General features: G+C 38.8%; 22 protein-coding genes and 5 pseudogenes. 10 read left to right on the plus strand and 17 right to left on the minus strand.

The genetic code is table 11. The features are described 5' to 3' along the window. Positions 1–1,287 precede the first annotated feature (1,287 nt). The gene (locus tag FG390_RS09110; RefSeq protein WP_141190741.1) at positions 1,288–1,671 is read right to left on the minus strand and encodes a DoxX family protein; all 384 of its coding nucleotides are present in this window, start codon (positions 1,669–1,671) and stop codon (positions 1,288–1,290) included. 149 nt (positions 1,672–1,820) lie between these two features. Then, positions 1,821–2,762 carry a ring-cleaving dioxygenase gene (locus tag FG390_RS09115; RefSeq protein WP_141190742.1) on the minus strand — a complete coding sequence of 314 codons (942 nt, stop codon included), beginning with the start codon at positions 2,760–2,762 and terminating at the stop codon, positions 1,821–1,823. Between the two features lie 276 nt (positions 2,763–3,038). Here FG390_RS09115 and mntA point away from each other — a divergent pair, with 276 nt between their 5' ends. From mntA to FG390_RS16220, 5 genes and pseudogenes are all read left to right on the plus strand, one after another. Beyond that, positions 3,039–3,446, plus strand: coding sequence for a type VII toxin-antitoxin system MntA family adenylyltransferase antitoxin (gene mntA / locus FG390_RS09120; RefSeq protein WP_141190743.1), 408 nt, complete (start codon positions 3,039–3,041; stop codon positions 3,444–3,446). Beyond that, positions 3,436–3,840, plus strand: a complete 405-nt coding sequence (gene hepT, locus FG390_RS09125; RefSeq protein ID WP_141190744.1) for a type VII toxin-antitoxin system HepT family RNase toxin — start codon at positions 3,436–3,438, stop codon at positions 3,838–3,840. The genes mntA and hepT overlap by 11 nt, the downstream gene beginning before the upstream one ends. A 512-nt stretch (positions 3,841–4,352) precedes the next feature. Then, positions 4,353–6,161: an FTR1 family iron permease gene (locus FG390_RS09130; RefSeq protein WP_141190745.1), complete on the plus strand. Its 1,809-nt coding sequence runs from the start codon at positions 4,353–4,355 to the stop codon at positions 6,159–6,161. Between the two features lie 397 nt (positions 6,162–6,558). After that, on the plus strand, positions 6,559–7,155 hold the full coding sequence (locus FG390_RS09135; RefSeq protein WP_141190746.1) for a cupin domain-containing protein: 597 nt from the start codon (positions 6,559–6,561) through the stop codon (positions 7,153–7,155). 18 nt (positions 7,156–7,173) lie between these two features. Continuing rightward, positions 7,174–7,331: pseudogene (locus FG390_RS16220) on the plus strand (ATP-binding protein); the annotation flags it as partial. A 277-nt stretch (positions 7,332–7,608) separates the two neighbouring features. Here FG390_RS16220 and FG390_RS09140 read toward each other — a convergent pair. The 5 genes and pseudogenes from FG390_RS09140 to FG390_RS09155 all read right to left on the minus strand — a co-directional run bounded on the left by FG390_RS09140 (position 7,609) and on the right by FG390_RS09155 (position 12,285). Further along, the gene (locus FG390_RS09140; RefSeq protein ID WP_181406446.1) at positions 7,609–9,282 is read right to left on the minus strand and encodes an L-lactate permease; all 1,674 of its coding nucleotides are present in this window, start codon (positions 9,280–9,282) and stop codon (positions 7,609–7,611) included. Positions 9,283–9,599: 317 nt separating this feature from the next. Further along, a pseudogene (locus FG390_RS16290) lies at positions 9,600–9,740 on the minus strand (IS4 family transposase); the annotation flags it as partial. Positions 9,741–9,777: 37 nt separating this feature from the next. After that, positions 9,778–10,848, minus strand: coding sequence for a sulfite oxidase (locus FG390_RS09145; RefSeq protein ID WP_141190748.1), 1,071 nt, complete (start codon positions 10,846–10,848; stop codon positions 9,778–9,780). 87 nt (positions 10,849–10,935) lie between these two features. Further along, a pseudogene (locus FG390_RS09150) lies at positions 10,936–11,484 on the minus strand (M24 family metallopeptidase); the annotation flags it as partial. Positions 11,485–11,646: 162 nt separating this feature from the next. Further along, positions 11,647–12,285 (minus strand): TetR/AcrR family transcriptional regulator, encoded by a 639-nt coding sequence (locus tag FG390_RS09155; protein WP_141190749.1) that lies wholly within the window; start codon positions 12,283–12,285, stop codon positions 11,647–11,649. A 180-nt stretch (positions 12,286–12,465) separates the two neighbouring features. Here FG390_RS09155 and FG390_RS09160 point away from each other — a divergent pair, with 180 nt between their 5' ends. Next, a complete protein-coding gene (locus tag FG390_RS09160) occupies positions 12,466–13,365 on the plus strand; it encodes an SDR family oxidoreductase (RefSeq protein WP_141190750.1) in 900 nt (299 codons plus the stop codon). A 139-nt stretch (positions 13,366–13,504) separates the two neighbouring features. On the opposite strand, the gene FG390_RS09165 is transcribed toward FG390_RS09160, so the two are convergent. The 7 genes and pseudogenes from FG390_RS09165 to FG390_RS09190 form a co-directional block, all read right to left on the minus strand. Further along, on the minus strand, positions 13,505–13,888 hold the full coding sequence (locus FG390_RS09165; RefSeq protein ID WP_141190751.1) for a group II intron maturase-specific domain-containing protein: 384 nt from the start codon (positions 13,886–13,888) through the stop codon (positions 13,505–13,507). 45 nt (positions 13,889–13,933) lie between these two features. Further along, positions 13,934–14,518: an SDR family oxidoreductase gene (locus FG390_RS09170; protein WP_141190752.1), complete on the minus strand. Its 585-nt coding sequence runs from the start codon at positions 14,516–14,518 to the stop codon at positions 13,934–13,936. Positions 14,519–14,553: 35 nt separating this feature from the next. After that, entirely contained in the window at positions 14,554–15,519 is a 966-nt protein-coding gene (locus FG390_RS09175; RefSeq protein WP_141190753.1) for an aldo/keto reductase, read from the minus strand. 91 nt (positions 15,520–15,610) lie between these two features. Further along, positions 15,611–15,754 carry a hypothetical protein gene (locus FG390_RS16225; RefSeq protein WP_373681543.1) on the minus strand — a complete coding sequence of 48 codons (144 nt, stop codon included), beginning with the start codon at positions 15,752–15,754 and terminating at the stop codon, positions 15,611–15,613. Positions 15,755–15,768: 14 nt separating this feature from the next. Continuing rightward, positions 15,769–16,047, minus strand: a pseudogene (locus tag FG390_RS16230) (aldo/keto reductase); the annotation flags it as partial. Between the two features lie 35 nt (positions 16,048–16,082). Further along, the gene (locus FG390_RS09185) at positions 16,083–16,913 is read right to left on the minus strand and encodes an SDR family oxidoreductase (protein WP_141190754.1); all 831 of its coding nucleotides are present in this window, start codon (positions 16,911–16,913) and stop codon (positions 16,083–16,085) included. Positions 16,914–16,937: 24 nt separating this feature from the next. Beyond that, a complete protein-coding gene (locus FG390_RS09190) occupies positions 16,938–17,678 on the minus strand; it encodes an SDR family oxidoreductase (RefSeq protein WP_141190755.1) in 741 nt (246 codons plus the stop codon). 229 nt (positions 17,679–17,907) lie between these two features. Here FG390_RS09190 and FG390_RS09195 point away from each other — a divergent pair, with 229 nt between their 5' ends. Next, a complete protein-coding gene (locus FG390_RS09195) occupies positions 17,908–18,453 on the plus strand; it encodes a TetR/AcrR family transcriptional regulator (protein WP_141190756.1) in 546 nt (181 codons plus the stop codon). 137 nt (positions 18,454–18,590) lie between these two features. Here the strand turns inward: FG390_RS09195 and FG390_RS09200 are convergent, their stop codons facing one another. Further along, positions 18,591–19,595 (minus strand): aldo/keto reductase, encoded by a 1,005-nt coding sequence (locus tag FG390_RS09200; protein WP_141190787.1) that lies wholly within the window; start codon positions 19,593–19,595, stop codon positions 18,591–18,593. A 42-nt stretch (positions 19,596–19,637) separates the two neighbouring features. Next, positions 19,638–20,489: an aldo/keto reductase gene (locus tag FG390_RS09205; RefSeq protein ID WP_141190757.1), complete on the minus strand. Its 852-nt coding sequence runs from the start codon at positions 20,487–20,489 to the stop codon at positions 19,638–19,640. Positions 20,490–20,654: 165 nt separating this feature from the next. On the opposite strand from FG390_RS09205, the gene FG390_RS09210 reads away from it, so the two are divergent. Next, entirely contained in the window at positions 20,655–21,071 is a 417-nt protein-coding gene (locus FG390_RS09210; protein ID WP_141190758.1) for a MerR family transcriptional regulator, read from the plus strand. Positions 21,072–21,177: 106 nt separating this feature from the next. On the opposite strand, the pseudogene FG390_RS09215 reads toward FG390_RS09210, so the two are convergent. Then, positions 21,178–21,725 (minus strand): annotated as a pseudogene (locus tag FG390_RS09215) (TetR/AcrR family transcriptional regulator). Between the two features lie 216 nt (positions 21,726–21,941). Here FG390_RS09215 and FG390_RS09220 point away from each other — a divergent pair. Further along, entirely contained in the window at positions 21,942–22,697 is a 756-nt protein-coding gene (locus FG390_RS09220; protein WP_141190759.1) for a carboxymuconolactone decarboxylase family protein, read from the plus strand. 57 nt (positions 22,698–22,754) lie between these two features. After that, complete coding sequence (locus tag FG390_RS09225) at positions 22,755–23,615, plus strand: aldo/keto reductase (protein ID WP_141190760.1); 861 nt, start codon at positions 22,755–22,757, stop codon at positions 23,613–23,615. Positions 23,616–23,621: the final 6 nt, after the last annotated feature.

Consider the following 23,621-nt stretch of genomic DNA (forward strand, 5'->3'; position numbering starts at 1 on the left):
TCATGTATCTATAAAAGCATGGGGGATTATTACTGTGAAATTTCAGACCTTTTTCTAAATACAAACTTATTTCTCAAGATCTACTAAGTAAAAGTATTTCTTGAATACTTCAGGAGGTGCCTTTCATGAAGAAAGGAATTTGCTTAAAGATGCTAAACATATAGGGAAGTATGCTTGGAGAAATGTTAAAACCAATTGATATGACTGCCTTTCGCTATTGCATGGGCTGGGGGTGAGTCATATTTAGTTGTTAATAACAGATTAGATTAGGAACTTTTCCCAGTAGATAAAGAGATTATTGAAGGTACCGAACTCAAAAATCTAATAGAAAACGATTAAATTTTTATATAGCCATGAATTTAAAGACATTGAATATATAACAGACGAAAATGATTCAAGAACAAGACTATTAGTATTGTAAAACCACTTTCTTTTTAAAAATTCGATTTAAGATACTTTCCTCAAATGAAAATAATATTAGTTTATAGAGGTTGTTCAAAAAGTCACCAAACAATAAGCTACGAATCTCGACGCCCGATTGTTTTTCCGGTCCTCATGTAGTGGATACAAGAGGATCTCTGGCTAAAATCGCTCACGTCCTGTGGCGGGCGCCTGAAGCTACCACATCATGTGGAATGCCGGTCCTTAGGAACTTGCGCCGCTCTTAGCCTCCGACGCCCAGGACGGGCTAGTACTGGCGTTCTGGCAGGATGCCAGCGTACTTAGCCAGTAACCCTTTTCATTTGTCACCTTTTTGAACACTCACTTATAGTAAAAAAAACTCGCCTTATGTTAGACGAATTTTCTTTATTCAGTATAGATCCTTAAAAGCTCACATTAGATGAATAAATGAGTTTAAAACCCGATATGCATTTTGTATGACTTTAACTATAAGCTAACATATCCATTTATGCTTTCCATTCTAAAATTAACACCTAATTATTTTTTGAATTTGCCATGTCTTCTTTACTTTTTGTTAACAAACGAATGGCCTTGACGATAGTTTCTCTTGTCTCGCTCTGCATTTTCTCAGTATCTGGATAAATGTAATCCAAAAGGGTTTGTAGCTGTTCATGCAGTAGCTAAAACCATGATGGTAGTCTTGAGGAAGCCAGGAGTGAATGCGGTTCTTACCAACCCAGCGTTCACGGCTTCCACTGATAACGGTTAAATAATAAAATAGTCCCCTATCGAGTAGAGGGGACTATTAGTATATTGATAGATTTAGGTCTTTGCCATCCTTACATAAAGCAATAACAACTCTAAAATGCTTTTCTTTTATTCATTCTATAATGAATAGCCCCCAGGACCAATAAGTGCCAAGCCAATGGAAACAACAATCAGTACCAAGTTATATTCGAACCCGCCTGTAGTATTAGAAAAACCTTTTGATCCATGTACCTTAATGATCGCTCCGAGCATAATGATCGTTATTATAATCGCTCCGATTGGAAGAAGGAAACCAAATACAAACAATATTCCACTCACTATTTCTCCAAGACCACTAAGTGTTGCGACTAGAATACCTGGTTTAATGCCGATCGATTCAAACCATCCTCCGGTTCCTTTAATCCCATGTCCTCCAAACCATCCGAACAATTTTTGACTTCCATAAAATAAAAATACAATTCCTATAATCATTCGAATCAAAAATAATCCTAAGTCTGTCATAATAAAATACCTCCAAAATTTTTATTTTCTTATTTAATGCTTTGATACATTAATAACTTCTTCTAAACTTAATAATGCAATGGTTAACTTTAATTTAGCTTCTTTTTTCGGAATAAAGGGAGACTTTAAAAATAAAGTTCTCGCCTCTTCTATCCATCCAGATTCCTGACTTTAATTGGCATTAATCTTTGCTCTAATTGATCTCTATATTGTTCATAACGCATGGGCAACATTAATTTTGCTCCCATCGTTTCTTGTGATTCATCATGTGCAAATCCTGGTGGATCAGTGGCTATTTCAAATAGAATTTCCCCATGTTCTCTGAAATAAATCGAATTAAAATAATGTCTATCTTGAACAGGTGTAACCCCATAACCCTCACTGTTTATATATTGCTGCCATGCTAATTGATCTTCGTCATCGTTAGCTCGCCATGCAATATGATGAACCGTACCGACTCCCATTTGTCCGCTGGCTACTGGGGTTAATTTCAAATCGATAATGTTTCCAATATCACTTCTAGAACGAAAACGTGTGATGCCATTTTCTTCTCCTACTATTTCAAAACCTAAGATGTTTTCTAGAAGATGCGCCGTTTCATTCGGTCGAACTGATAACAACGTTGCGCCACCAAACCCTTTAATGGCGACTTCTGGTGTCACTTCTCCAAAATTCCAATGATTGATTTCACCTTCTTCTCTCTCGACCATTTCTAAATGAAGTCCATGTGGATCATCAAATGTTAAATAAGTCTCACCAAATCGTTCTGTTTTAACAAATGAAACATCATATTTAGACAGCCTTTTTTCCCAAAAACTTAATGAGCCTAGAGGAACAACATAAGATGTCACACCTACTTGGCCGCCGCCCACTTTACCTTGATAGGCGCCTACCCATGGGAAAAATGTGATGATGGTACCTGGTTTACCTCCCTCATTTCCAAAATAAAGATGATAAGTCCCTGGATCATCGAAATTCACCGTCTTTTTAACTAGGCGTAAACCCAATACACTAGCATAGAAATCAACATTTTCTTGCGGATTACCAACAATGGCTGTAATGTGGTGTATTCCTGCTGTTCTTTTGTTCATTTGCATCCCCTCCTTGACATGATCTTGTCATTCTGTTGTACAAAAGTATTTTGATGCATTATCTCGAATTCGAGATATTTATTTAAAAAAATATATCTTTAATTCATTTATCTCTAATTCGAGATAATTTTATTACATAATTTCCTATGTGTCAACTGTATAACAAAAAACAATTGAAATTCTTATAAAATTGATTAATATACCATGAAGTTAGAGTGTCTAAAGATTATAAAAAACTGCTATAATACTTCTATAAATATATGTGGGAGTGATCGAATGCCGACTAACATAGATAAATTGATCACTGATTTTCTAATAGAAAAATTGAACCCCTCCTTCATTGTCCTTTTTGGATCTTATGCAAAGAATACAATGCATATTCAAAGCGATATAGATATCGCTTTTTTTAAGAAAGACGTAGAAATAACAAAATACGACACGTTTATGCTTGCCCAGGAACTGGCTGATCTATTAAAAAAAGAAGTGGATTTAATTAATATAACCGAAGCTTCAACAGTCTTCCAAGCACAGATTTATACAACAGGGAAAGTCATATATTGCAACGATGAATTATTGAGAATGAAAGAACAGATGAAGGCATTAAGCATGTATGCAAAACTCAATGAGGAACGAAAAATCATTCTAAAAAAAGTTGACGAAAGCGGGAGTATCTATGAAAAATGATGTGATTCTAAATAAGATCAGTGTGATAGAACGCTGCAAGAAACGTATTTTAGAAGTGTATAATCAGAATCCTCAAAACTTACTTGACTATACAAAACAAGATTCCATTGTTTTAAATATCCAACGCGCTTGTGAAGCCTGCATAGATTTAGCTATGCATGTTGTTTCAGAAAAGCGACTCGGATTGCCTCAAACGAGCCGAGAAGCATTTGATATGTTGGAATCAGCGTCTATTATTACAAAGAAAATGGCCCTTCGAATGAAAGCCATGGTTGGATTTCGTAATATTGCCGTTCATGACTATCAAACCATCAATATCGAGATCTTGCAGCAAATTTTAGAGAAGCACTTAGATGACTTTACGACTTATACGAAGCAAATTCTTCGGTATTAAACAAGAAGGGTATTTTTTCGAGGATTATGTATGATTCCCGCTCTATCGTATCGACTTTCGAGAAAATTATTTTCTAACTTAGGCGTGAAATTTTGTTGAGGTTCAGACGATCGTCCCAAATTATAATAGAGCAATGTTTTAGACTTAAAAATATAAATCAAACTTTCTTATTGCTGCGTTAAAATGTTCTACCGTATTTTTCATTGAAAAAATGACTTTTTCATCTTCAACTAAAAGCCTGCCAAATCGGAAAAGTCCTTCTTGTTCTTCATGAACTATTTTTAGCAAGGTTGTCCTATAGCTTTTATACTCTTATGAATTCAACCCCTTAATAAAACTTAATAACATGCAAAATTTTTAATAGGTTCTCTTATCCCTACCTTTTTAAAAAACAACTTCTTAATATTTTCCAAATTTTAAAAGTATTTGACGTATTACCTTCTCCAATATATAATGAGAATCATTATCAGTGAAAAACATTCTCATTTACATACAACAGGAGGAAAAATGATATGCGTGCCATTTTCAAATTATCAGTAATCGGGTTTATCGTTCTTTTATTCGCCCAACCGGTATGGGCAGCTGGTGGTGAAAAAGCCAATGGAAAAACATTGGCATCTATGGTAGAACAAGGTGTTCATGAGGCCGAAGAAGGAGAAATTTCTAAGGCTACGGCACTCTTAAACAGATTCCATGAAAGATGGGAAACTGTTGAAGGGAAAATTCGTCAAGAAGCTCCCGAATCCTATAAACAAATCGAGACTTCCTATGCAAAAGCAAATGCTCTTGCAACTAGCACTAACCCAGATCCCAAACAGGTCGAAAGGGCATTAGAAGAATTAGGACATGCTGTTGGAGGCTATGCAGACGGTGCGTCGGAAGCTTCTAATGAAAGGGCACCTGGAGCTAGTATGCTACTTGGACTTTCCGGTGAGCTAGATGAAGCAAAGGAATATGCTGGTAGGGGCCAATGGAATAAAGCAAAAGAAGAGTATGGGGCATTTCATGAAGGTTGGAAATCTGTAGAGGATTCCGTTCGATCATCTGACATTGAAGCATATGAGCAAATCGAAACAAAAATGGGCCTCGTTAGCGCGGCGCTAAACGCAAATCCTCCTGAAGCTGATCAAGTAAAAGAAAATATCGATGGGCTTGGTGAAGCAATTGAGCAATATGCAAACGGCAAAGGATCTGAAGACGTTCAATCAAAAGAAAAAAGTGTAAGGACACTTGTTCATGTTTTAAAAGAAACATTAGCCGCTATTGATGCGGGGAATGCGGAAAAAGCTAAAGAAGAAATAACCGAATTTATAACCATTTGGCCAACGATCGAAGGTCAAGTCAAGACACGTTCTGCCGAGGCATATGAGGATACTGAGAATAATATGACGAAGGCGCTTAGTCTGTTATCATCAACACCTCCAAAGATGGAAAAGGCAAAAGATCTGATAACGGGTATGAAGACCCAATTACAACCACTTACTAAAGAAACCAATTATAATTTCTGGGATGCTGCGATCATTTTATTACGTGAAGGGTTAGAAATTATTTTAATCATAGCTGCGCTATTGGGCTTCCTAAAAAAATCCAACAATGCAGATAAACGTCCGTGGATATGGGGTGGAGCAGGTGTTGGTGTCCTAGCTAGCGTTGCCATTGCCTTCTTACTTACATCCATTATGTCTGTAGCATCAGCCGGTGAAGAACGGGAATTTCTTGAAGGAATCACGGGATTAATTGCGGTTGTTGTCATGTTTACTGTCGGTTCTTGGTTACACAATAAATCAAATACTGCATCATGGAATAAATATATTAAGGATAAGGTAGGAACAGTTCTGGCACGTGGAAGTCTATGGTCATTAGCCTTTGTGGCCTTTTTAACTGTCGTACGTGAAGGGGCCGAAACGGTTATCTTTTACCTTGGCATAGCCGGGGATATTTCCGCCGGACAATTAATGCTTGGTATTTTAACTGCGCTTGCCATTTTATTAGCTATAGGATTTGCCATTATCAAGTGTAGCGTTAAATTGCCAATTAGTACTTTGTTCCTTTGCATTACGGTATTAATATATTATGTTGCCTTTAAATTTACTGGGGAAAGCCTTCACGCTTTGCAAGTGGTTGAGAAACTGCCAGCACATCCGATTAGTGGTTTTCCGGCTATCGGATGGTTAGGGGTATATCCAACTTGGGAAACTGTTATCGCTCAAATATTACTACTTGTCTTAATAGCTTTTCAGACAATTTATAGTAAACGCACACTCACAAAACAACGTGAGACGATAGATAAGGCCGAAAAACAAACAAAAGTAACGGTTTAAAATTAATTTTTGTAATCTTTTTCCTCACCCATTATTTCTCGGGTGAGGATTTTTAAATTTCGGGTTAACAATCTTATAATAAATGATACTGGATAAGTGCAGCTATTCAGTTTGATAAAAATTAATCGATAAGTACATATGTAAAAAAAATAGATCAAAAATTGAATTTGAATTTTGAATGAGTTTGTTCTTAATTAGTGGGATAAACGACGTAAAAGATCTATTGCTTTTGGTTATTTAAGGTAACAATGGGTTACATTTTCTCTTTAAATAATTTACTCACGTTTCACTTACTTGAAAATAATTAAAAACACACGTTCGAGTCATCTTGATTCTATATACATTTCCCTAATAAGTGCATAGGATAATTATATAATTTGTGAAGGGATTGAGGAAAATGTACTATGATCCTTATATGTATCCATATCCATATCAATATCCTTATAATGTAAATGCACCCATGCATGACTTTGAAAGACAGTCTGATTACAGACCTTTTCCTAATGAGGTACAACAGCCAAATGGATTTGATTATCATCGTTATTTCAACAATAATAGAAGTTTCTCCTTAAAAGATTATGGGGCCAAACCGTTTGTTATTAATATCAATGAAGCATCGAGGCAAAATAATACGTTTCGCACTGCTTTATGGACTGGAACACACTTACAAGTGACCTTAATGAGTCTTGGAATTGGAGAAGATATCGGTTTGGAAATGCACCCCAACGTTGATCAATTTTTACGTATTGAGCAAGGTCAAGGGATTGTTCAAATGGGAAAGAATAAAAATAATTTAACCTTTAAAAGAAATGTCTATGATGATTTTGCAATAGTCGTACCCGCTGGAACATGGCATAATGTAACCAATACAGGGAATATTCCTTTAAAACTTTACTCTATATATGCTCCCCCTAATCACCCATTCGGAACCGTTCATGTTACCAAAGCAGATGCACTTGCAGCAGAAGAAGGTCGCAATTATGGCAATTTTTAAATCTTGAGGTGACATATTCAGGATATTAAAATAGCCAATGCCATCTTGGACCGTGTCCTCTATCACGCCACTGAGGTAAACATAACCGGGGACTCTTATCACTGAAAGATCATTTCTTTAAAAAAAATAACATACGAAAAGATATTCAAGATGAGTCTTTACGGCAACAGATGTAGACGGAGTTCTTACGTTGATACGATGAGAAGTGTGATGAGAAATTGGTTCAAGAATGGATGAATGATGTAAAAAACACAAAGGATGTAGGAAGTCAATTATATGAGGATGATCTAGCGAAAGGAAGAGCTTTATTGTATAACATTTTGATCCCCACCCGCATAGCAGGCGGTTTATTGTTCGCACGTTTCACGTACTCACTTGACTAAAATCACTAAAAAAACAAGCGTGCTCCAGCTGTCAGCCGTGCACGCTTGACCAAATACGTATAGGAAACCATTAGGGAATCATCCACTGCAGAAGATAAGCCTGAAGCAACGTAATCAACCCTGTTATTGCGAGGAAAAACAGACTGTGCTTGATGGTGAACATGAATAAACTGCCTTCTTTTCCAACCAAGCCAGTCGCCGCCGTTGCCACCGCAATGGATTGAGGCGATATCATTTTTGCTGTGACGCCTCCTGTTGAATTTGCAGCTACGAGAAGCGTTGAATCTACGCCTATCTGATGCCCCGTTATCTTCTGAAGATTGGAGAACAAAGCATTTGATGACGTATCCGATCCAGTCAAGAATACACCCATCCAGCCAATAATCGGAGCGACGAAAGGAAAAGCAACACCCGTGGAAGCCAATCCAAGACCTAACGTTGCACTCATGCCCGAGTAATTTTCAATGTACGCAAACCCAAGCACCGACACAACCATAATCAGCGGAAAAGTCAGCTCCTTTATCGTATCACGGAACGTTTGAATCCATTTTTTCCAACTGAGTTGAAGAAGAAATTTACTAATGAGGCATGCAACAAGAATAGCTGTTCCTGTTGCCGCAAGCAGATCAAACTTATACACCGCTTCATAAGGCACAGATTCATTAACGATGGGTTCAGTTTTATCAATCGCACCATCAAGAAATGGAACGGATATCATCATGGTCAGCGAATTTAACGCCTTTTTGACAATATCCAGGCCGCCCCAAATACAGATGATTCCGACAAGCAAAATAAAGGGCGACCATGCCTGTATAATCTGTTTCAGTGAATGATGCATATCCCTGGACTGTGCGGCTGCTTGTTCTGTTACCTCTGATCCAGAAATCAGACCTTCCTGAGACTCTTCATTCTTAAAACGGAAGATTGTTTTTGGCTTCCAAACCTTTAAGAAAATCGTCAAAGAAACCAGGCTAGCAATGGCTGAAGTAATATCCGGAAGTTCCGGGCCAAGATAGTTGGCTGTTATAAATTGTGTTAGTGAAAAGGAAAGGCCGCAAACCAAAATGGCTGGAAGTACTTCAATTGTCCGTTTCCACCCAGACATAATAAATACCAGCCAGAATGGAACGAAGAGTGACAATAAAGGCACTTGACGGCCAACCATCTGACTGATCGCCATAACATCCATGTCAGCAACTTGTGCGGATGTCAGAATAGGGATACCGACACCTCCGAAAGCAACGGGTGCTGTGTTGGCAATCAGGCACAACCCAGCTGCATAAAAGGGATTAAATCCTAGACCTGCCAACAATCCTCCGGCAATCGCAACAGGTGTCCCATAACCAGCTGTTCCCTCCAAAAAGGCTCCAAAAGAGAAAGCAATTAACAGCGCTTGTAACCTTCTATCTTCTGTGATTGAAGCAATAGAATCTCTAATAATCTTAAAATGACCGGATACAACAGTAAGTTTATACAAAAAGACAGCGGTTACAATGATCCATCCAATCGGCCATAACCCTTGAAATCCGCCGAATACAGTCGCACTGACAGCCAGCGAAACAGGCATCTTATAGACGATGATCGCCACCAATACCGCAACGAAGACAGTTAACAACCCTGCAACATATCCCTTCATCTTTTTCACAGCTAATGCCCAGAAAAAAAAGATGATAGGTATGCAAGCAACAAAGAAGGACACAGCTAAGTTACCGAATGGATTATAATTTTGAACCCAATGCATAATGACATTACCCTCTTCCCATTTAAGCTGTACAATCAATGAAAAAAAGAATAGTATACTCAGTTTATAGTAACCGCTTACATAGCGCAACTGTTTTGTGACGAACTTGTGAACAAAAAGAGATTCTTATGATAAATGACTCAACTTTTGCTCCCCAAATTAGAGGGATAGGACTTGATATAGTTTGGCAAAACTGCCATCCATTGTGCGATTGAATTTTGATTAATTTACTGATTTTTTTCGTTGTTTGCTTTAACACATCATCAAAAATTTCAAACAAACCGGCAAATGCCGTAGCCCAATCGAGTTCACGCACGGAGCCAATTTTTCTCTTTGAAGATCAAGCAAAACACAAGTTGGAATAAATAAGAACAAGTAAAACCAAATGTTTTCTTGATTCCAGCGTTTACTTCTAATTCATCAAAATTGGGCGAACGCTTCCGTCGATTGGGTTGGTTCAAATGCTCCTTTCAGCGAGATATGGGAACTTTCCTTCCGCTATTCTACCTTAACCTTGATTTTATCAATGGCATTATACCCATAACCCTTTTTATTCCAAAAAGGTATAGTTGGCTGGATTCGGCCATATGAGTCTGTTGCTTTTGACACAATCATATATTCACCTTTCTTTGATATAGTCCATTCATAGGACCAAGATTGCCAGCCATAACTAAAATCTTTAGTAGGCTCTAATTTTGCATTTAACCAGGTACTCCCACCGTCTACACTTATTTCTAACTTTGTAATAAAACCATTACCTGTCCAAGCAATCCCTTTAATCAAATGCTTACCAGTATTTAAAATTTCCATATCTAAGGGCTTTTGAATAGTCGAGTTTACATTTATTGTAGTAACGGGGAAGGCATCTTTATTATTTTCTTTATTTGGGTAATACACATAATCGATTGTCTGAAAAGGTCCTGTAAAATTAAAATCAATAACCCTAATCTGCTTAATCCATTTAACGGATGCCATCGCATACCACTGTGGAACAATTAATCTCAGTGGATAACCATGTTTAAACGGAATTGGCTGATTATTGTATTCATATGCAATAATGGTATCAGGGTGGATCGCCTTCTCAATAGGCAAACTTCTAGCGTAGGAGAAAACCTTATTTATATCGGTTCTTTCTCCAAAATCATATCCTTCCACGACAATTTCTTTTGCACCTTCTCTTATTCCAGATAGTTCAAGTAGGGTTCGTAAAGGTACACCCTTCCAATAGCCTTGGCTAATAGCCCCCTTTCCCCATTGCACTCCAAATACTTTAGGCTCGAAAAGGTTACGTTTATCTCCTGAACATTCAAGGACAACTTGTATTGTTTTTGAAGGTAAATGAAGAATGTCCTGCATGGAAAGCAGTATTGGTGTTGATACTATCCCATTAATCGGGAGCCAATAGTTTGAGTAAGAAAGAGGTGGATAAGAAAAGTGGTTCCGCCTATAAAATAATTTATTATCCGTATCGTCAGTCTTGATAAATTGAATGGGTGTCTCCTGATTTTCCGGTAACAAACTATGCGTCGATAAATATGGCTCCACTCTATGGTGGTTTGAACGGTCCATAACTTCCTCCTAATTAGAAAGGTTCATAAAGTATGTTTATGAACAATGCATTCTAATTATTTTAGGTGCCCACCACCCGAGAGTTATCCATGGGGCAAAGTAATTGAAAATATGTTTTGGTTCTTCATGAATCGAACGCCCAACACCGTGTCCAGTAAGATTTTTTATGACTGTTAAGTCATGCTGTTTCGCTACATTGTGTGCAGCTTTTCCGAGCACGTATTTTTTGAACCTGGCTTTGCCTTCTTAAGTCCAGCGTCGATGCTTCTTTAAACAACGTCACGTATTTTCTGTAAAGTTGTCTCTCTTTCCCCTACTACAAAGGGAATTCCGGTATCTGCGAAATACCCGTCTTTTGAACCTGAAACATCAATATTTACTATATCCCCTTCTTGAATGGTCCGTTTCCTCTTCGGAATCCCGTGCGCTACTTCTTTATTTATACTAATGCACGTATATCCAGGAAAATTGTATTCTCCTTTTGGGGCAGATTGAGCTCCTGCTTTTTCAAATATCTCTCTTGTTCTTTTGTGGTAATTCTAGGTTTCGTACAAGGACTAGTTCATCTCGAATCGCCCCACAAATTTCACCAATTACTTTTAATCCATTAAAATCCTCTTTATTCTTTGCAGCCATTGATATCCCCACTTTTTAAAGCATTTTATGATTAGTATTCCATTTAGTTTCTAGCAGAACGGGTTTTTCTTCAACAATCTGGCCCTTTACATGAAGAAGAGCGCAATTCTTATTGCAGAATTGCGCCCTTTTGCTGAAGACAATCTGGGAGCGCGAACATGATTATGAAATGGTTTGTAAAACTTTAGAAACCCCTTTTTCAATAACGGAATCATCCACAGTATCTATATGTTCAGGCTTAAGCAATTGATATTCTTTCATTTTATAAAAATCTATAATCGCTTGTTTCAAGGTAACATCATACTGAATTGAAAATGAGGGTTCCATGAAACGCCGTAACACAGCGTCATCTTGAACCATAAACAATACTGCATTCAATTTGTTGAATATTTCCTTCTTCATTCCGGATTCAAAAAAGGTTTGTAAGTTTTTAATTCGACTTTGTTGTGCAGCTGCAAGATCCTCAAAATGGTGCGGGTAAAATTCTTTGAGATCATTTAAGAACAAATCAGATATAAAAGTTACACATATCAACGATTGCAAAAACGTCATTTGAAAGCGTTCAACATAAGAGACGGAATCATCTTTTACAACGGTATCAGCCCCTTGCAAGTAATTAATATAATACATGACAACCCGTTGAATGATTTCATCTTTGGATGAAAAATGCTTATAAAGTGTCACTTTGCTGATATCCATATATTTTGCGATCTCGTCTATTTTTAATTGGCTGAATTTGTTTCTTCTTATAACAGGTTTTATTTTTTCAATATATTGATCGACGCTCACGGGTTTTCTCACGAATGAAACCTCCTTTGACACTTATATTATACCGACATCGCTTTATTATCACAAACGTATTTTACGTTAATTATTAAATTAACTATTTTAATTAAATTAGTTTACTTTGTTAATTTTGTGTTATATAATTCTTTTTGTAGTTGAACATTCTGATATGAAATATCCAAAGGAGGTAAGAATATGCGTGTTTTTGTTACAGGAGCGACAGGCTTCATCGGAACTGCGGTTGTCCGTGAACTCATCGAGGCAGGGCATCAGGTCGTCGGCCTTGCTCGTTCAGACAAATCTGCCGATACATTAAAGGTTGCAGGGGCCGAGGTGCACCGCGGTTCCCTCGACGATCTTGACAGCCTTCGCAGCGGAGCCTCTGCTGCGGACGGCGTCATTCATCTAGCGTTTAAGCACGACTTCTCAGACTACGACAAGGCGATCTCAGACGACCTACGCGCCGTCAAGACAATGGGGGAAGTGCTTGAGGGTACAGGCAAACCATTCGTGATCACCTCGGGAACATTGATGCTCACATACGTACTTCCGCCAGGGCAAATCGGGACGGAAAAAGATGTGGTCGACAACTCAGTACCCCGAGGCGAATCGGAGAACGTGGTTATCTCGCTAGCTGAGCGCGGGGTACGGTCATCGGTCGTCCGTCTCGCACCTTCCGTTCACGGCCTTGGCGATCACGGCTTCGTATCGAGCTTGATCGGCATTGCTCGCGACAAAGGCGTCTCTGCCTACATCGGCGACGGTTACAACCGCTGGCCGGCCGTGCATCGCCTCGATGCGGCGCGTCTGTTCCGGTTGGCTGTGGAAGCCGCCCCAGGGGGATCATGGCTGCACGGGGTCACTGATGAGGGAGTGCCATTCCGTGACATCGCCGGTGTCATCGGTCGTCACCTGAACCTGCCGGTGGTCAGCATTTCCCGTGAGGAGGCGGACGCCCACTTCGGATGGCTCGGCGCCTTTGTGTCGGCTGACAACCCAACGTCGAGTACGCTGACTCAGGAGCGCTTAGGATGGCAGCCAGTGCATCCTAAGCTCATTCCAGACCTCGAAAAAGGACATTACTTCAGCAACTAAAGGTACAGAGGGTAGAAAAAAATCTGCCCTCTGTTTCAATTTAGGGTCGAGTAGGATGGAACCTCTCTGCCTCCGGCAGATTGTGCTCCACCCCCTCTCAGAACCGTGCGAGCGGTTTTCCCGCACACGGCTCTTCCTATCACCCTTCACAGAATTTACGTAATGTGATTTCTAGATCGTAGATACTTACTTTCACCCTTGGCCTTGGAAGTGGAAACTTCTTTAGAAATAGTACAAACTTCTCCCAGTTAAAGGACTTCTTTTGGCTTCTTCGATTCAACCATTTGTAGAGTAACTTTCTGATACAATCACAAAACAAATCCACCGTTGGTGAATTATCAGTAATGCAATAGTAATTGTAGTACCCTATAAGTGACCTTCGTATTCTATCCATAATCAAGTCGGCACTTTTGGTTCTGTTTTCTTTTAGCCAAATCTTAGTTTGGTGTAGCTTAGCTCTCATTTTCTTGTTATCGGTTTTCCTTTTAACACGAAACTTACCACTTTGGCTCTTACTGCTCATATATCCTCCTATCACACCCTTTAAAATTAGTACAATGGTTACTTATTATGGTTTACTGATACCTAAGCTGCTTCGAACTTCCATTCCTGGTGTTACTGTCAACTTTACTACCAAGTCCGCAACACTCTTTCGGGATACATCGTGACCCTTAAATGACTCTCCTTTATGGGTAAGCTCATAATCAATTTCATCTTTACTCGTAAACCAGCCGGGCCTTATAATCGTGTAGTCAAGTTCTGAGCTTTCAATGATTGCAGCTGAATCTCGGTACGGATTTAAGATAGAGCTATATCGCTCCCCAGGTACCTCATCATAAATCCCCATTGAACTAATCCAAATGAGACGCTTAATACCCGTTGCTTTCATGGCTTCTACCACATTTTTTGCCATTCGTTCTAATTGGCCGGCTAAATTGGCATAAACAACATCTTGTCCAACCATTGCTTCCTTTAATGTTTCAATATCCAGAACGTCCCCTTCGAGAATTCGGACACGGCTGGATTCCAACTTCTTTAGCCTACGTGAATTACGGAGATAAAGGGTTAATTGTGCATCCGTTTCTTTCAGGAATAAATCAATTGCAACACGGGCAATAGAGCCGCTAGCTCCAAGTATCAAAACATTCGTCAATTTTAAAACTTCCTTTCCATTTGAAACTTTTCCTATTAAAAGTGTGTTTCATCAATATCAATTTTGGATAGAGCTTCATTGATGCTGGCAAGTTCTTCTATTGTTAAGTCAATATCAGCTGCCCCTAAGTTTTCTTCCAACCTTTGCAATTTCGTTGTGCCTGGTATTGGAATAATAAATGGTTTTTGTGCTAACTCCCATGCCAATACAATTTGTGCAGATGTTGCTTTTTTACTTTCAGCAATATCAGCAAGTAAATTTAACAATGCCTGGTTTTGGTCCATCACTTCAGGTTTGAATCTTCCCATGAAACTTCTAAAGTCACCTTCGTCATATTTCGTTTCTTTTGTATATTTTCCACTTAGGAAACCATTTCCTAGTGGACTGTAAGCAACAAATGCAATTCCTAACTCTTCACAAATATCGAATAATTCCTTTTCCGGTTCACGCCACATCATCGAGTATTGATTTTCAATGGCCGCAATGGGACAAACAGCATGAGCCCGCCGCATATACTCAATCGGTGCATTCGATAATCCCCATGCTTTTATTTTTCCTTCTGCCATTAGTTCTTTCATTGTTTCTGCAACGTCTTCTGGTACTACATTTGGGTCAATACGGTGTTGATAATATAAATCAATGTAGTCCGTTTTTAATCTCTTTAAGGACCCTTCCAGTTGTTCTCGAATAGATTCTGGTCTGCTATTTAATATATTTTGAGGACGACCATTAACAACTGCTTGTCCAGTAATTCCAAATTTCGTGGCAATCACACTCTTGTGTCTTACTGGTGCTACAGCCTCTCCTAATAATGCTTCATTGGCCTCACCATAAACAACGGCAGTATCAAAGAAATTGCAGCCTAGTTCAACCGCTTTGCGAATTAATGTAATCATTTCATTACGATCAGCCGGTTTTCCATAAGCATGATCCATTCCCATGCAACCTAAACCAATGGCAGACACTTTCAAGCCGCTATTTCCTAATTCTCTCATTTTCATTTTAATCGTCTCCTATAAAAGGTTTCTGCTTGCTTTCTATCTTATAATTCAAAAATGAAGCTACTAGCTCCCCTTTTGATCATCTTTTCAGTTATCTTATCAGCCCAGTTATAAATTCAACGGTTTCCGGATCGTAATGGGAGAAGAACAAACTTTGTCCCTGATCTAATTTCATAATTTTATCCATGTCCTGATTTGTTAATGCAAAATTAAAGGCATCGAAATTTTCAATCATTCGTTCTTTCCTTACCGTAGGGATTCTTCAATGGATGCTTTTGCTTTCTCATAGCCGGCATTGGAAATCCATACTTTTGAAGTAATAAAGAACTCTTCACGGGGTATGCCACTTTTACGGACAGCATTCCCTACAGCCTCTTCATTCTTATAAGCCTAAGCAGTAATCGAACGGTAACCCACTTCAATGGCATCACTCACAACACGTTCACATTCTTCAAGGTCAGGAATTTGATATACTCCAAATCCTAAAATTGGCATCTTAATCCCATTAGATAAAGTGACAGTTTCCATCCTAAATTCCCCCTATATACTACTTTTTTCTTTCATCATTCTGCTGGTTTTAGTGGCCCGTAAAAATAAGAAGCCGTCGCTCCACCATCAATTAGGAAATCAGATCCGGTGATAAAAGCTCCCTGGGGCATCATCAATAGTTCGGCCATATTTGCAACCTCATCAGCTGTTCCCGGACGTCCGGCAGGGCACTTGGCAAACATATTCTTATAAAACTCGCCTCTTGGACCATTGAACTCGTCTATAGCAAGTGGCGTTACGATAATCCCCGGAGAAATGGAATTGATACGAGCAGCTTTTTCTCCCCAGCGAATAGATTCAAACATAACCCGCTTTACATTGCACCGTTTTGCCATTTGATAAGCGTGCAACGTATCCTTAATATTTTCTGGTCGAAGGACTTCCAAACTAAGAAGTTCTTCAGTTGGTGTTATTGCCAGCTGCTCATCTATATCCGTTCCCAATTGAGGCATTCTGTGTCCAGACTGACTTGAAATGGTCACACCAACGCCTCCAGGAGCTATGACCTTCCCTACTTCCTCCAGCAATACTGCCGTTCCGTACAAATCTACCTTCAAAATGGTTTCAATAGATGCCTGACTAGGTGACACGCCAGCTGCATTAATAAGAGCAGTGATTTCACCATACTTCTGACCTTCTGAAATCAAATTTAAAATAGATTCTCTGGAAGAAATGTCCGTTTCGACAGGTACCACATCAAATCCCGCTTCTTTCATAATTTTTGTAATAGCCTTGGCATTATCTAAGTTCTTATCACCAACAATAATTTTCTTACCAAAACCGATTCTTCTAGCTATGGCCATGCCAATCCGTCCAGCACCGGTCCAAAGTATAACTTCTTTCATTGTATATGTCCTCCTTCAGTTAAATTAACGTTCTTGACTTGTAGGACGGATGATCATTTCATTAATCGCTACATCAGCCGGCTGTTCAATAGCAAAAGCAATGGCACGAGCAATAGCATCAGCATCAATCGCACCTTCATAGATTTTTTCAATTCCTGGTTTTAAATCCATGTCTGTAATTGCATTAATTAACTCAGAAGTAACCGCTCCTGGTGAGATAATGGTTGAACGTATATTATTTGCAGCTTCTTCTTTACGAAGGCCTTCCGAAATGGCACGAACAGCAAACTTCGTTCCTGCATAGACAGTACTTCCTGCTCCAACAAAGTGTCCAGCTACTGATGAAAGATTAATGACATGCCCAGACTTCTGTTCCCTCATTGTAGGAAGAACAGCAGCGATTCCATAGAGTACGCCTTTGATGTTAACATCAATCATCTTGTTCCAATCGTCGATTCTTTTCTTATATAGAAAGGAATGTGGCATGACTCCAGCATTGTTAACTAGAACATCTATTTTTCCAAATTCCTGTAGAGCCAACTCAGCCAACTCTTCCATTTGATCATGGGAAGTTACATCTGTTACTTTATAAATAGCTTGCCCACCGTTGTTTTGAATTTCTTCTTGTAGTTTCTTTAAGCGTTCGCCACGACGGGCAGCCAGGACCAATTTAGCACCCTTAGATGCAAGTTCTTTTGCTGCAGCTTCACCAATACCACTTGAAGCACCCGTGATAATGACAACTTTATCTTGAATATTAGACATAGTAGATAACATCCTTTCCTTACTACCAAGTGGTTACCTTTATAATTCCCAAGATAGCCCAATTTGACGCTCGTGAATAAATTAATATTGATACATAATTGAACATCTGTTTATAATTATAGGCAGATATAGGATGATTACAATTGTTAATTCAACGTGATTTGTTTAGTAGTGAACAAATTAATTAAAATTGTTCATTATCTTTTAAGAAAGTTTGGTGGATCAAAAGATGCCTAAAGTAGATAGAAGAATAGCGAAAAGCCAAGAAGCCATAAAAAAGGCCTTAATTGAACTGATGTCGGAAAAAAGTTTTGATGACATCACGATACAGGATATTTCCGACAGAGCAAATGTTAGCCGAGGGACCATCTACCTTCATTACGTGGATAAGTTTGATTTACTGGATAAACTTATTGAGGAACATATTCACCAAATGGGAGAAATCTGTGAATCTACATCTGAAATGGAGTATAAAGATGCAAATCTTCCATGGTTTGAATACCTAGAGAGTAATTATTTATTCTTTTCTACGATGCTAGCAAGTAAAGGAGCCCCCTCTTTTCGCAGGCAGTTTCATGAGTTTCTAATTGAAGAGTTCAAAGATGAAGTAGATACATCAAAAGAAGAAAACCAAGAATTAAGTGAAGATGTTCTTCTTCAATTTATTGTTACTTCATACGTAGGGATTGTGGAATGGTGGATTACGAATGGAATGCCTTATTCACCTCAAGCCATGGCAGAACAAGTTGGAATTTTGTTAGAGAGGAATCTATAATGGGTGGTAAGGTTTAGTTTAAAAACACACTTTTGATGTACAAGAATACCTGTTTGGAATGAATTAAGAAAGTAGTTTCTTTTCATTAAAAACCCCTGATTTCCCGAAAAAGTTCATCAGGGGTTTTACTATTGCTGTCAATTAGAACTTAAAGCACCCACTACCGGGTGTGGAACATAAGGCTCCTCCAAATATGCAACTTCTTCCGTCGTTAATTTAACCGATAGAGCACCCACGGAATCTTCAAGATGAGAAATTTTTGTTGCCCCAACAATTGGAGCTGTTACTGGCTCTTTCTGTAGCAACCAGGCTAATGCTATTTGGGATTTTAGTACACCATGTTTCTTAGCGATTTCCGAAACTCGCTCCACAACAAGACGGTCGTTATTTTCAGTCGCACCGTACTTAGATTTCTGAGTTTGATCTGTTTCAGAACGAAGAGTGTCTTCCAACCAATCACGAGTTAATCTACCTGAAGCAAGCGGACTATATGGGATTACACCGATTTTTTCTTCCTTACATAACGGCAGCATCTCCCGCTCCTCTTCACGATAGATGAGGTTAAGATGATCCTGCATGGACACAAATCTGGTCCACCCATTTTTTTCAGCTACATGTATTGCCTTCAAGAACTGCCAGGAATACATGGCAGAAGCACCGATGTATCTTACCTTACCGGCCTTCACTAGATCATGAAGAGCTTCCATCGTCTCTTCAATTGGTGTGTCGTAATCCCAGCGATGAATTTGATACAGATCTACATAATCCGTTCCAAGGCGTTTCAGACTTTTATCAATTTCGCTCATAATATGCTTTCGGGATAATCCTTTTCTGTTCGGACCTTTGCTGTTTAAATCTTTGCCCAATGGAAAATAAACCTTTGTTGCAATGACAATTTCATCTCGATTTGCAAAATCTTTAAGGGCACTTCCGAGAAATTCTTCACTGGTTCCGTCTGAATATACATTCGCTGTATCAAAAAAATTGATACCTAAGTCAAGGGCCTTTATAATAACTGTACGGCTGCTTTCCTCATCAATTACCCATGGATGCACCCAGCGTTCCTTTACTCCAAAACCCATACAACCAAGACAAAGTCTGGAGACATCCAATCCAGTATTACCTAGTTTTGTATATTCCATTTGAAAAACCCCGCTTTCCAAATCCAAGTGTTTCACTGTTTATTAGTCATGAATTTTCCATCCATTTAACCTCTTAGCCGTATCGGCCGTAAAATGGTTAATGATTTCACTTTTTCCAACATCCAAAGTAGCAATAGACACCAAATCTTCTTCACTTAATGTGAAATCCCAAACATTAAGGTTTTCAATAATACGTTCTTTATGAACAGATTTCGGAATTGCTACAACACCACGTTGAATATGCCAGCGTAAAATAACTTGTGCTACTGACTTTCCATATTTTGCTCCAATACTAGCAAGCAATTCATTTTGGAAAATATTCTTCTGACCTTCTGCAAATGGTCCCCATGATTCAATTTGTACGCCATATTCCTCCATAACCTTCTTTGCCTCTTTCTGCTGGAAGAACGGATGGGTCTCCACTTGGTTTACCGCTGGCACAACTTCACTGTTCAGAATTAAGTCAGCTAGACGATCTGGATAGAAGTTAGATACACCGATCGCACGGATTCTACCTTCTTTATAAAGTTCTTCCATTGCCCGCCAAGAACCATAATAATCATTGAAAGGTTGGTGAATAAGGTACAAATCAAGATAATCAAGCCCTAGTTTCTTCAAGGAAACATCAAAGGCTTTTTTGGCATTTTCATAACCAGCATCCTGAATCCAAAGTTTTGTTGTAATAAAAAGTTCTTCCCTTGGAATCCCGCTTTTTTTAATGGCTGCACCAACCGCTTCCTCATTAAAATAGGCTGCAGCCGTATCAATTAAACGATAACCCGCTTCAAGTGCATCTGACACCGCTTGCTCGCATTGAGCCAGTTCAGGAACTTGAAATACGCCAAAACCTAAAATCGGCATTTCCACACCATTGTTTAAAGTAACTTTTTGCATATGTAAGCCTCCTAATTTTTTTACATGTTCAAGTCACTAACCATACTTCTTCTTTTTAGGGTATACAGTATTAGTAACTTGTACTATGATAAGCCTATAACCTTCGAGTAACACGAAGTCAAGAGTTTAAAAAGACTTTTATATAAATTCCGAGGAGGAACTGCATTGTATACAGTAAAGGAAGTATCCAAGCTACTTGGACTGACTGAGCATACCATTCGCTACTATACAGATAAGGGATTAGTTCCAAGTGTCCAGCGTGACAAAAACAATAACCGACTTTTTGATGAAGAATCACTCAACTGGCTTATAGGCGTAAAACATTTGAAACAATGCGGCATGTCTGTAGAAGACATTAAATCCTATGTTGACTTGTGCTTGGAAGGCCGTTCTACCATTCAAGAACGCTATGGGATTATTATGAAGCAAAAAGCCACCGCTCTAGCTCAGTTGGAGGAAGCAAAACAAAGAGCCAAATATATGGAGGAAAAAGCAAATCACTACCTTGATATTATCAATGAGGTACTACCAGATGATACGAATCCAGGAAAATGGCAAAAAAATATGCCAATCGCTCATTAATTACTACTTTATACAAAGGAAAGCCTCATTTAATATATAGATAACCTGAGTCCTGTAATTCATATAGACTCAGGTTATTTCATTTCTTTTAAAATTGACTATTAGATTATTCAAAATTTCTATCCAACAATGCCCCCGTTTGTTCAGCCATGACACGAGCTGACAAAGGCATTCCATTTTTAAACCACCATTCCACTGCTCCAACAACTGCTGAGCCAAAAAATTGAAGAAACACTTCTTCATTTAATCCTTTGTTTTTTCCTCCTTCTATATCCACTTCAGGTTTAAACTCTTCCACGATTAACTCTAGGAACCGACTGCGAAAATAAGGGGCACCTTTACTTGCTAGCTGGTTGAAAAAAACAAATAATGACTCTCAAAGTATTCGTACCAAACATAATTTCCCTCTTGAAACGTCATATCGGCTGCTGATTGACAAAGGTCTCGGAGATTCTCTATATGTTCTTCAATCATTTTATCGAGGAGGTCGTATTTATCCGTGTAATGAAGATAAATGGTTCCTCGATTAACATTTGCTCTATCTGCAATATCCTGAATGGTAATGTCATCAAAACTTTTTTCAGACATCAGTTCAATAACAGCATTTTTTATTGCTGTTTGGCTTTTGGCTATTCTTCTATCTACTTTAAGCATTTTAAATCACCAAACTTCCCAAAGATAATCAACAATTTTACTTGATTTGTTGAGTAATCAACGAATTGCATTCATTTAACCATTGAAAGTAAAAAGGGTTTTTTTATAATTATAAACAGATGTTGATTATTCAATCAATATTAATTTTTGCAGCATCTAGTTCAGCTACCTTTTGAAATATTAAAAGTGAACTAACTTCTACCAGGAGGCTTATTTATGGATCGTGTTGAAAAGAGCAACGAAAAATACAAACAACTATTTGGTGATGGAGTACCCGCCGCATATGCTACTGATCCTGATTTTCAGGACATCCTTAGCCGTTTCATTTTTGGGGAAGTATTCTATCAAGGAAATTTGGATGACAAACAACGGGAACTTATCACTCTGGTAGTGCTTGCTACCAACCAGACATTGCCTCAGTTCAAGGCACATGTTGGTGCGGCACTAAACATTGGGGTAACACCTGTAGAAATCAAAGAGGCCATTTATCAGTGTGCTCCATACATTGGATTCCCGAAAACATTAAACGCCATCAATGAAGCCAATGAGGTTTTCAAAGCGAAGAATATTGAGTTACCAATTGAAAGCCAAAAACAGGTTGATGAAGATAATCGTTTTGACAAGGGGCTTGCAACTCAAGTAGAGATTTTTGGTGATGTCATTTCCAAAATGCAAGAGAGTGCCCCAGCCAAACAAAAGCATATTCAGGAATACCTTTCTGCTTTTTGCTTTGGAGACTTTTACACCCGTGGCGGACTAGATTTGAAAACACGAGAATTGCTGACACTTTGTATCGTAAGCAGTCTTGGAGGTTGTGAAGGTCAAGTAAAGTCACATGTGCTGGGTAACAAAAATGTGGGAAATAACAAAGAAACTTTGATCACTGCCATCACCCACTGCCTCCCCTATATGGGCTTTCCGAGAACATTGAACGCATTAGCTTGTGTCAATGAAATGATTCTGGAAAATTAGAAAAGTAAAAAAGCAAGGTACAAAAAAATATAACAATGCAAAAGGAGACAAAAAGGCATGTTTAACGAAACTTATAAATTATCAAATGGTGTAGAAATTCCAAAATTAGGCCTTGGTACGTGGTTGCTTGATGACACACAGGCAACTCAGGCAGTGCGAGATGCCATATCTATCGGATATCGTCATATTGATACCGCTCAGGCTTATATGAATGAAGCTGGTGTTGGTGAAGGAATCAAATCATGTGGTGTTGCAAGAGAAGAACTTTTTATCACAACAAAGGTTGCGGCGGAATTAAAGACCTATGATGCCGTTACGCAGTCCATTGATGAGTCTTTATCAAAGATGGGACTGGATTACATTGACCTTCTGATTATCCACAGCCCACAGCCTTGGACGGAGTTCCGGGAGGAGAACCGTTACTTTGAGGAAAACAAAGAAATATGGAAATCTTTGGAGAAGGCTTATAAGACAGGCAAGGTAAAGGCAATTGGTCTTTCTAACTTCCTTCAAGATGATGTAGAGAATATTCTTGCAAACTGCGAGATTAAGCCTATGGTAAATCAGGTATTGGCACATGTGAGCAATACTCCTTTGGAACTAATTGAATTCTGCCAGAAGCATAACATCCTGGTCGAGGCCTATTCACCAATTGCCCACGGTGCAGTTCTCGATCATGCAGAGTTTAAGGTAATCGCTGATAAGTATGGAGTATCTGTTGCTCAGCTTTGCCTGCGTTATTGCTTACAGCTTGGTCTTGTCGTCATTCCTAAGACGGCAAATCCGGATCACATGAGAAACAATTCTGAGCTTGATTTTGCTATAAGCGATGGGGATATGGAGACTTTGAAGAATGCAGAGCACATCCAGGATTATGGTGAGCATAGCTTCTTCCCAGTATTTGGCGGGAAATTATAATAGACA

The organism is Terrilactibacillus laevilacticus, from assembly GCF_006517395.1.
Classification (GTDB): domain Bacteria; phylum Bacillota; class Bacilli; order Bacillales; family Sporolactobacillaceae; genus Terrilactibacillus; species Terrilactibacillus laevilacticus.

What these genes read in the sequence shown, in the direction of transcription:
- FG390_RS09110 (WP_141190741.1), bottom strand. Translation starts at nt 1,671, where the DNA reads ATGACAGACTTAGGATTATTTTTGATTCGAATGATTATAGGAATTGTA.
- FG390_RS09115 (WP_141190742.1), bottom strand. Translation starts at nt 2,762, where the DNA reads ATGAACAAAAGAACAGCAGGAATACACCACATTACAGCCATTGTTGGT.
- mntA (WP_141190743.1), top strand. Translation starts at nt 3,039, where the DNA reads ATGCCGACTAACATAGATAAATTGATCACTGATTTTCTAATAGAAAAA.
- hepT (WP_141190744.1), top strand. Translation starts at nt 3,436, where the DNA reads ATGAAAAATGATGTGATTCTAAATAAGATCAGTGTGATAGAACGCTGC.
- FG390_RS09130 (WP_141190745.1), top strand. Translation starts at nt 4,353, where the DNA reads ATGCGTGCCATTTTCAAATTATCAGTAATCGGGTTTATCGTTCTTTTA.
- FG390_RS09135 (WP_141190746.1), top strand. Translation starts at nt 6,559, where the DNA reads ATGTACTATGATCCTTATATGTATCCATATCCATATCAATATCCTTAT.
- FG390_RS09145 (WP_141190748.1), bottom strand. Translation starts at nt 10,848, where the DNA reads ATGGACCGTTCAAACCACCATAGAGTGGAGCCATATTTATCGACGCAT.
- FG390_RS09160 (WP_141190750.1), top strand. Translation starts at nt 12,466, where the DNA reads ATGCGTGTTTTTGTTACAGGAGCGACAGGCTTCATCGGAACTGCGGTT.
- FG390_RS09165 (WP_141190751.1), bottom strand. Translation starts at nt 13,888, where the DNA reads ATGAGCAGTAAGAGCCAAAGTGGTAAGTTTCGTGTTAAAAGGAAAACC.
- FG390_RS09175 (WP_141190753.1), bottom strand. Translation starts at nt 15,519, where the DNA reads ATGAAAATGAGAGAATTAGGAAATAGCGGCTTGAAAGTGTCTGCCATT.
- FG390_RS16225 (WP_373681543.1), bottom strand. Translation starts at nt 15,754, where the DNA reads ATGATTGAAAATTTCGATGCCTTTAATTTTGCATTAACAAATCAGGAC.
- FG390_RS09185 (WP_141190754.1), bottom strand. Translation starts at nt 16,913, where the DNA reads ATGAAAGAAGTTATACTTTGGACCGGTGCTGGACGGATTGGCATGGCC.
- FG390_RS09190 (WP_141190755.1), bottom strand. Translation starts at nt 17,678, where the DNA reads ATGTCTAATATTCAAGATAAAGTTGTCATTATCACGGGTGCTTCAAGT.
- FG390_RS09195 (WP_141190756.1), top strand. Translation starts at nt 17,908, where the DNA reads ATGCCTAAAGTAGATAGAAGAATAGCGAAAAGCCAAGAAGCCATAAAA.
- FG390_RS09200 (WP_141190787.1), bottom strand. Translation starts at nt 19,595, where the DNA reads ATGGAATATACAAAACTAGGTAATACTGGATTGGATGTCTCCAGACTT.
- FG390_RS09205 (WP_141190757.1), bottom strand. Translation starts at nt 20,489, where the DNA reads ATGCAAAAAGTTACTTTAAACAATGGTGTGGAAATGCCGATTTTAGGT.
- FG390_RS09220 (WP_141190759.1), top strand. Translation starts at nt 21,942, where the DNA reads ATGGATCGTGTTGAAAAGAGCAACGAAAAATACAAACAACTATTTGGT.
- FG390_RS09225 (WP_141190760.1), top strand. Translation starts at nt 22,755, where the DNA reads ATGTTTAACGAAACTTATAAATTATCAAATGGTGTAGAAATTCCAAAA.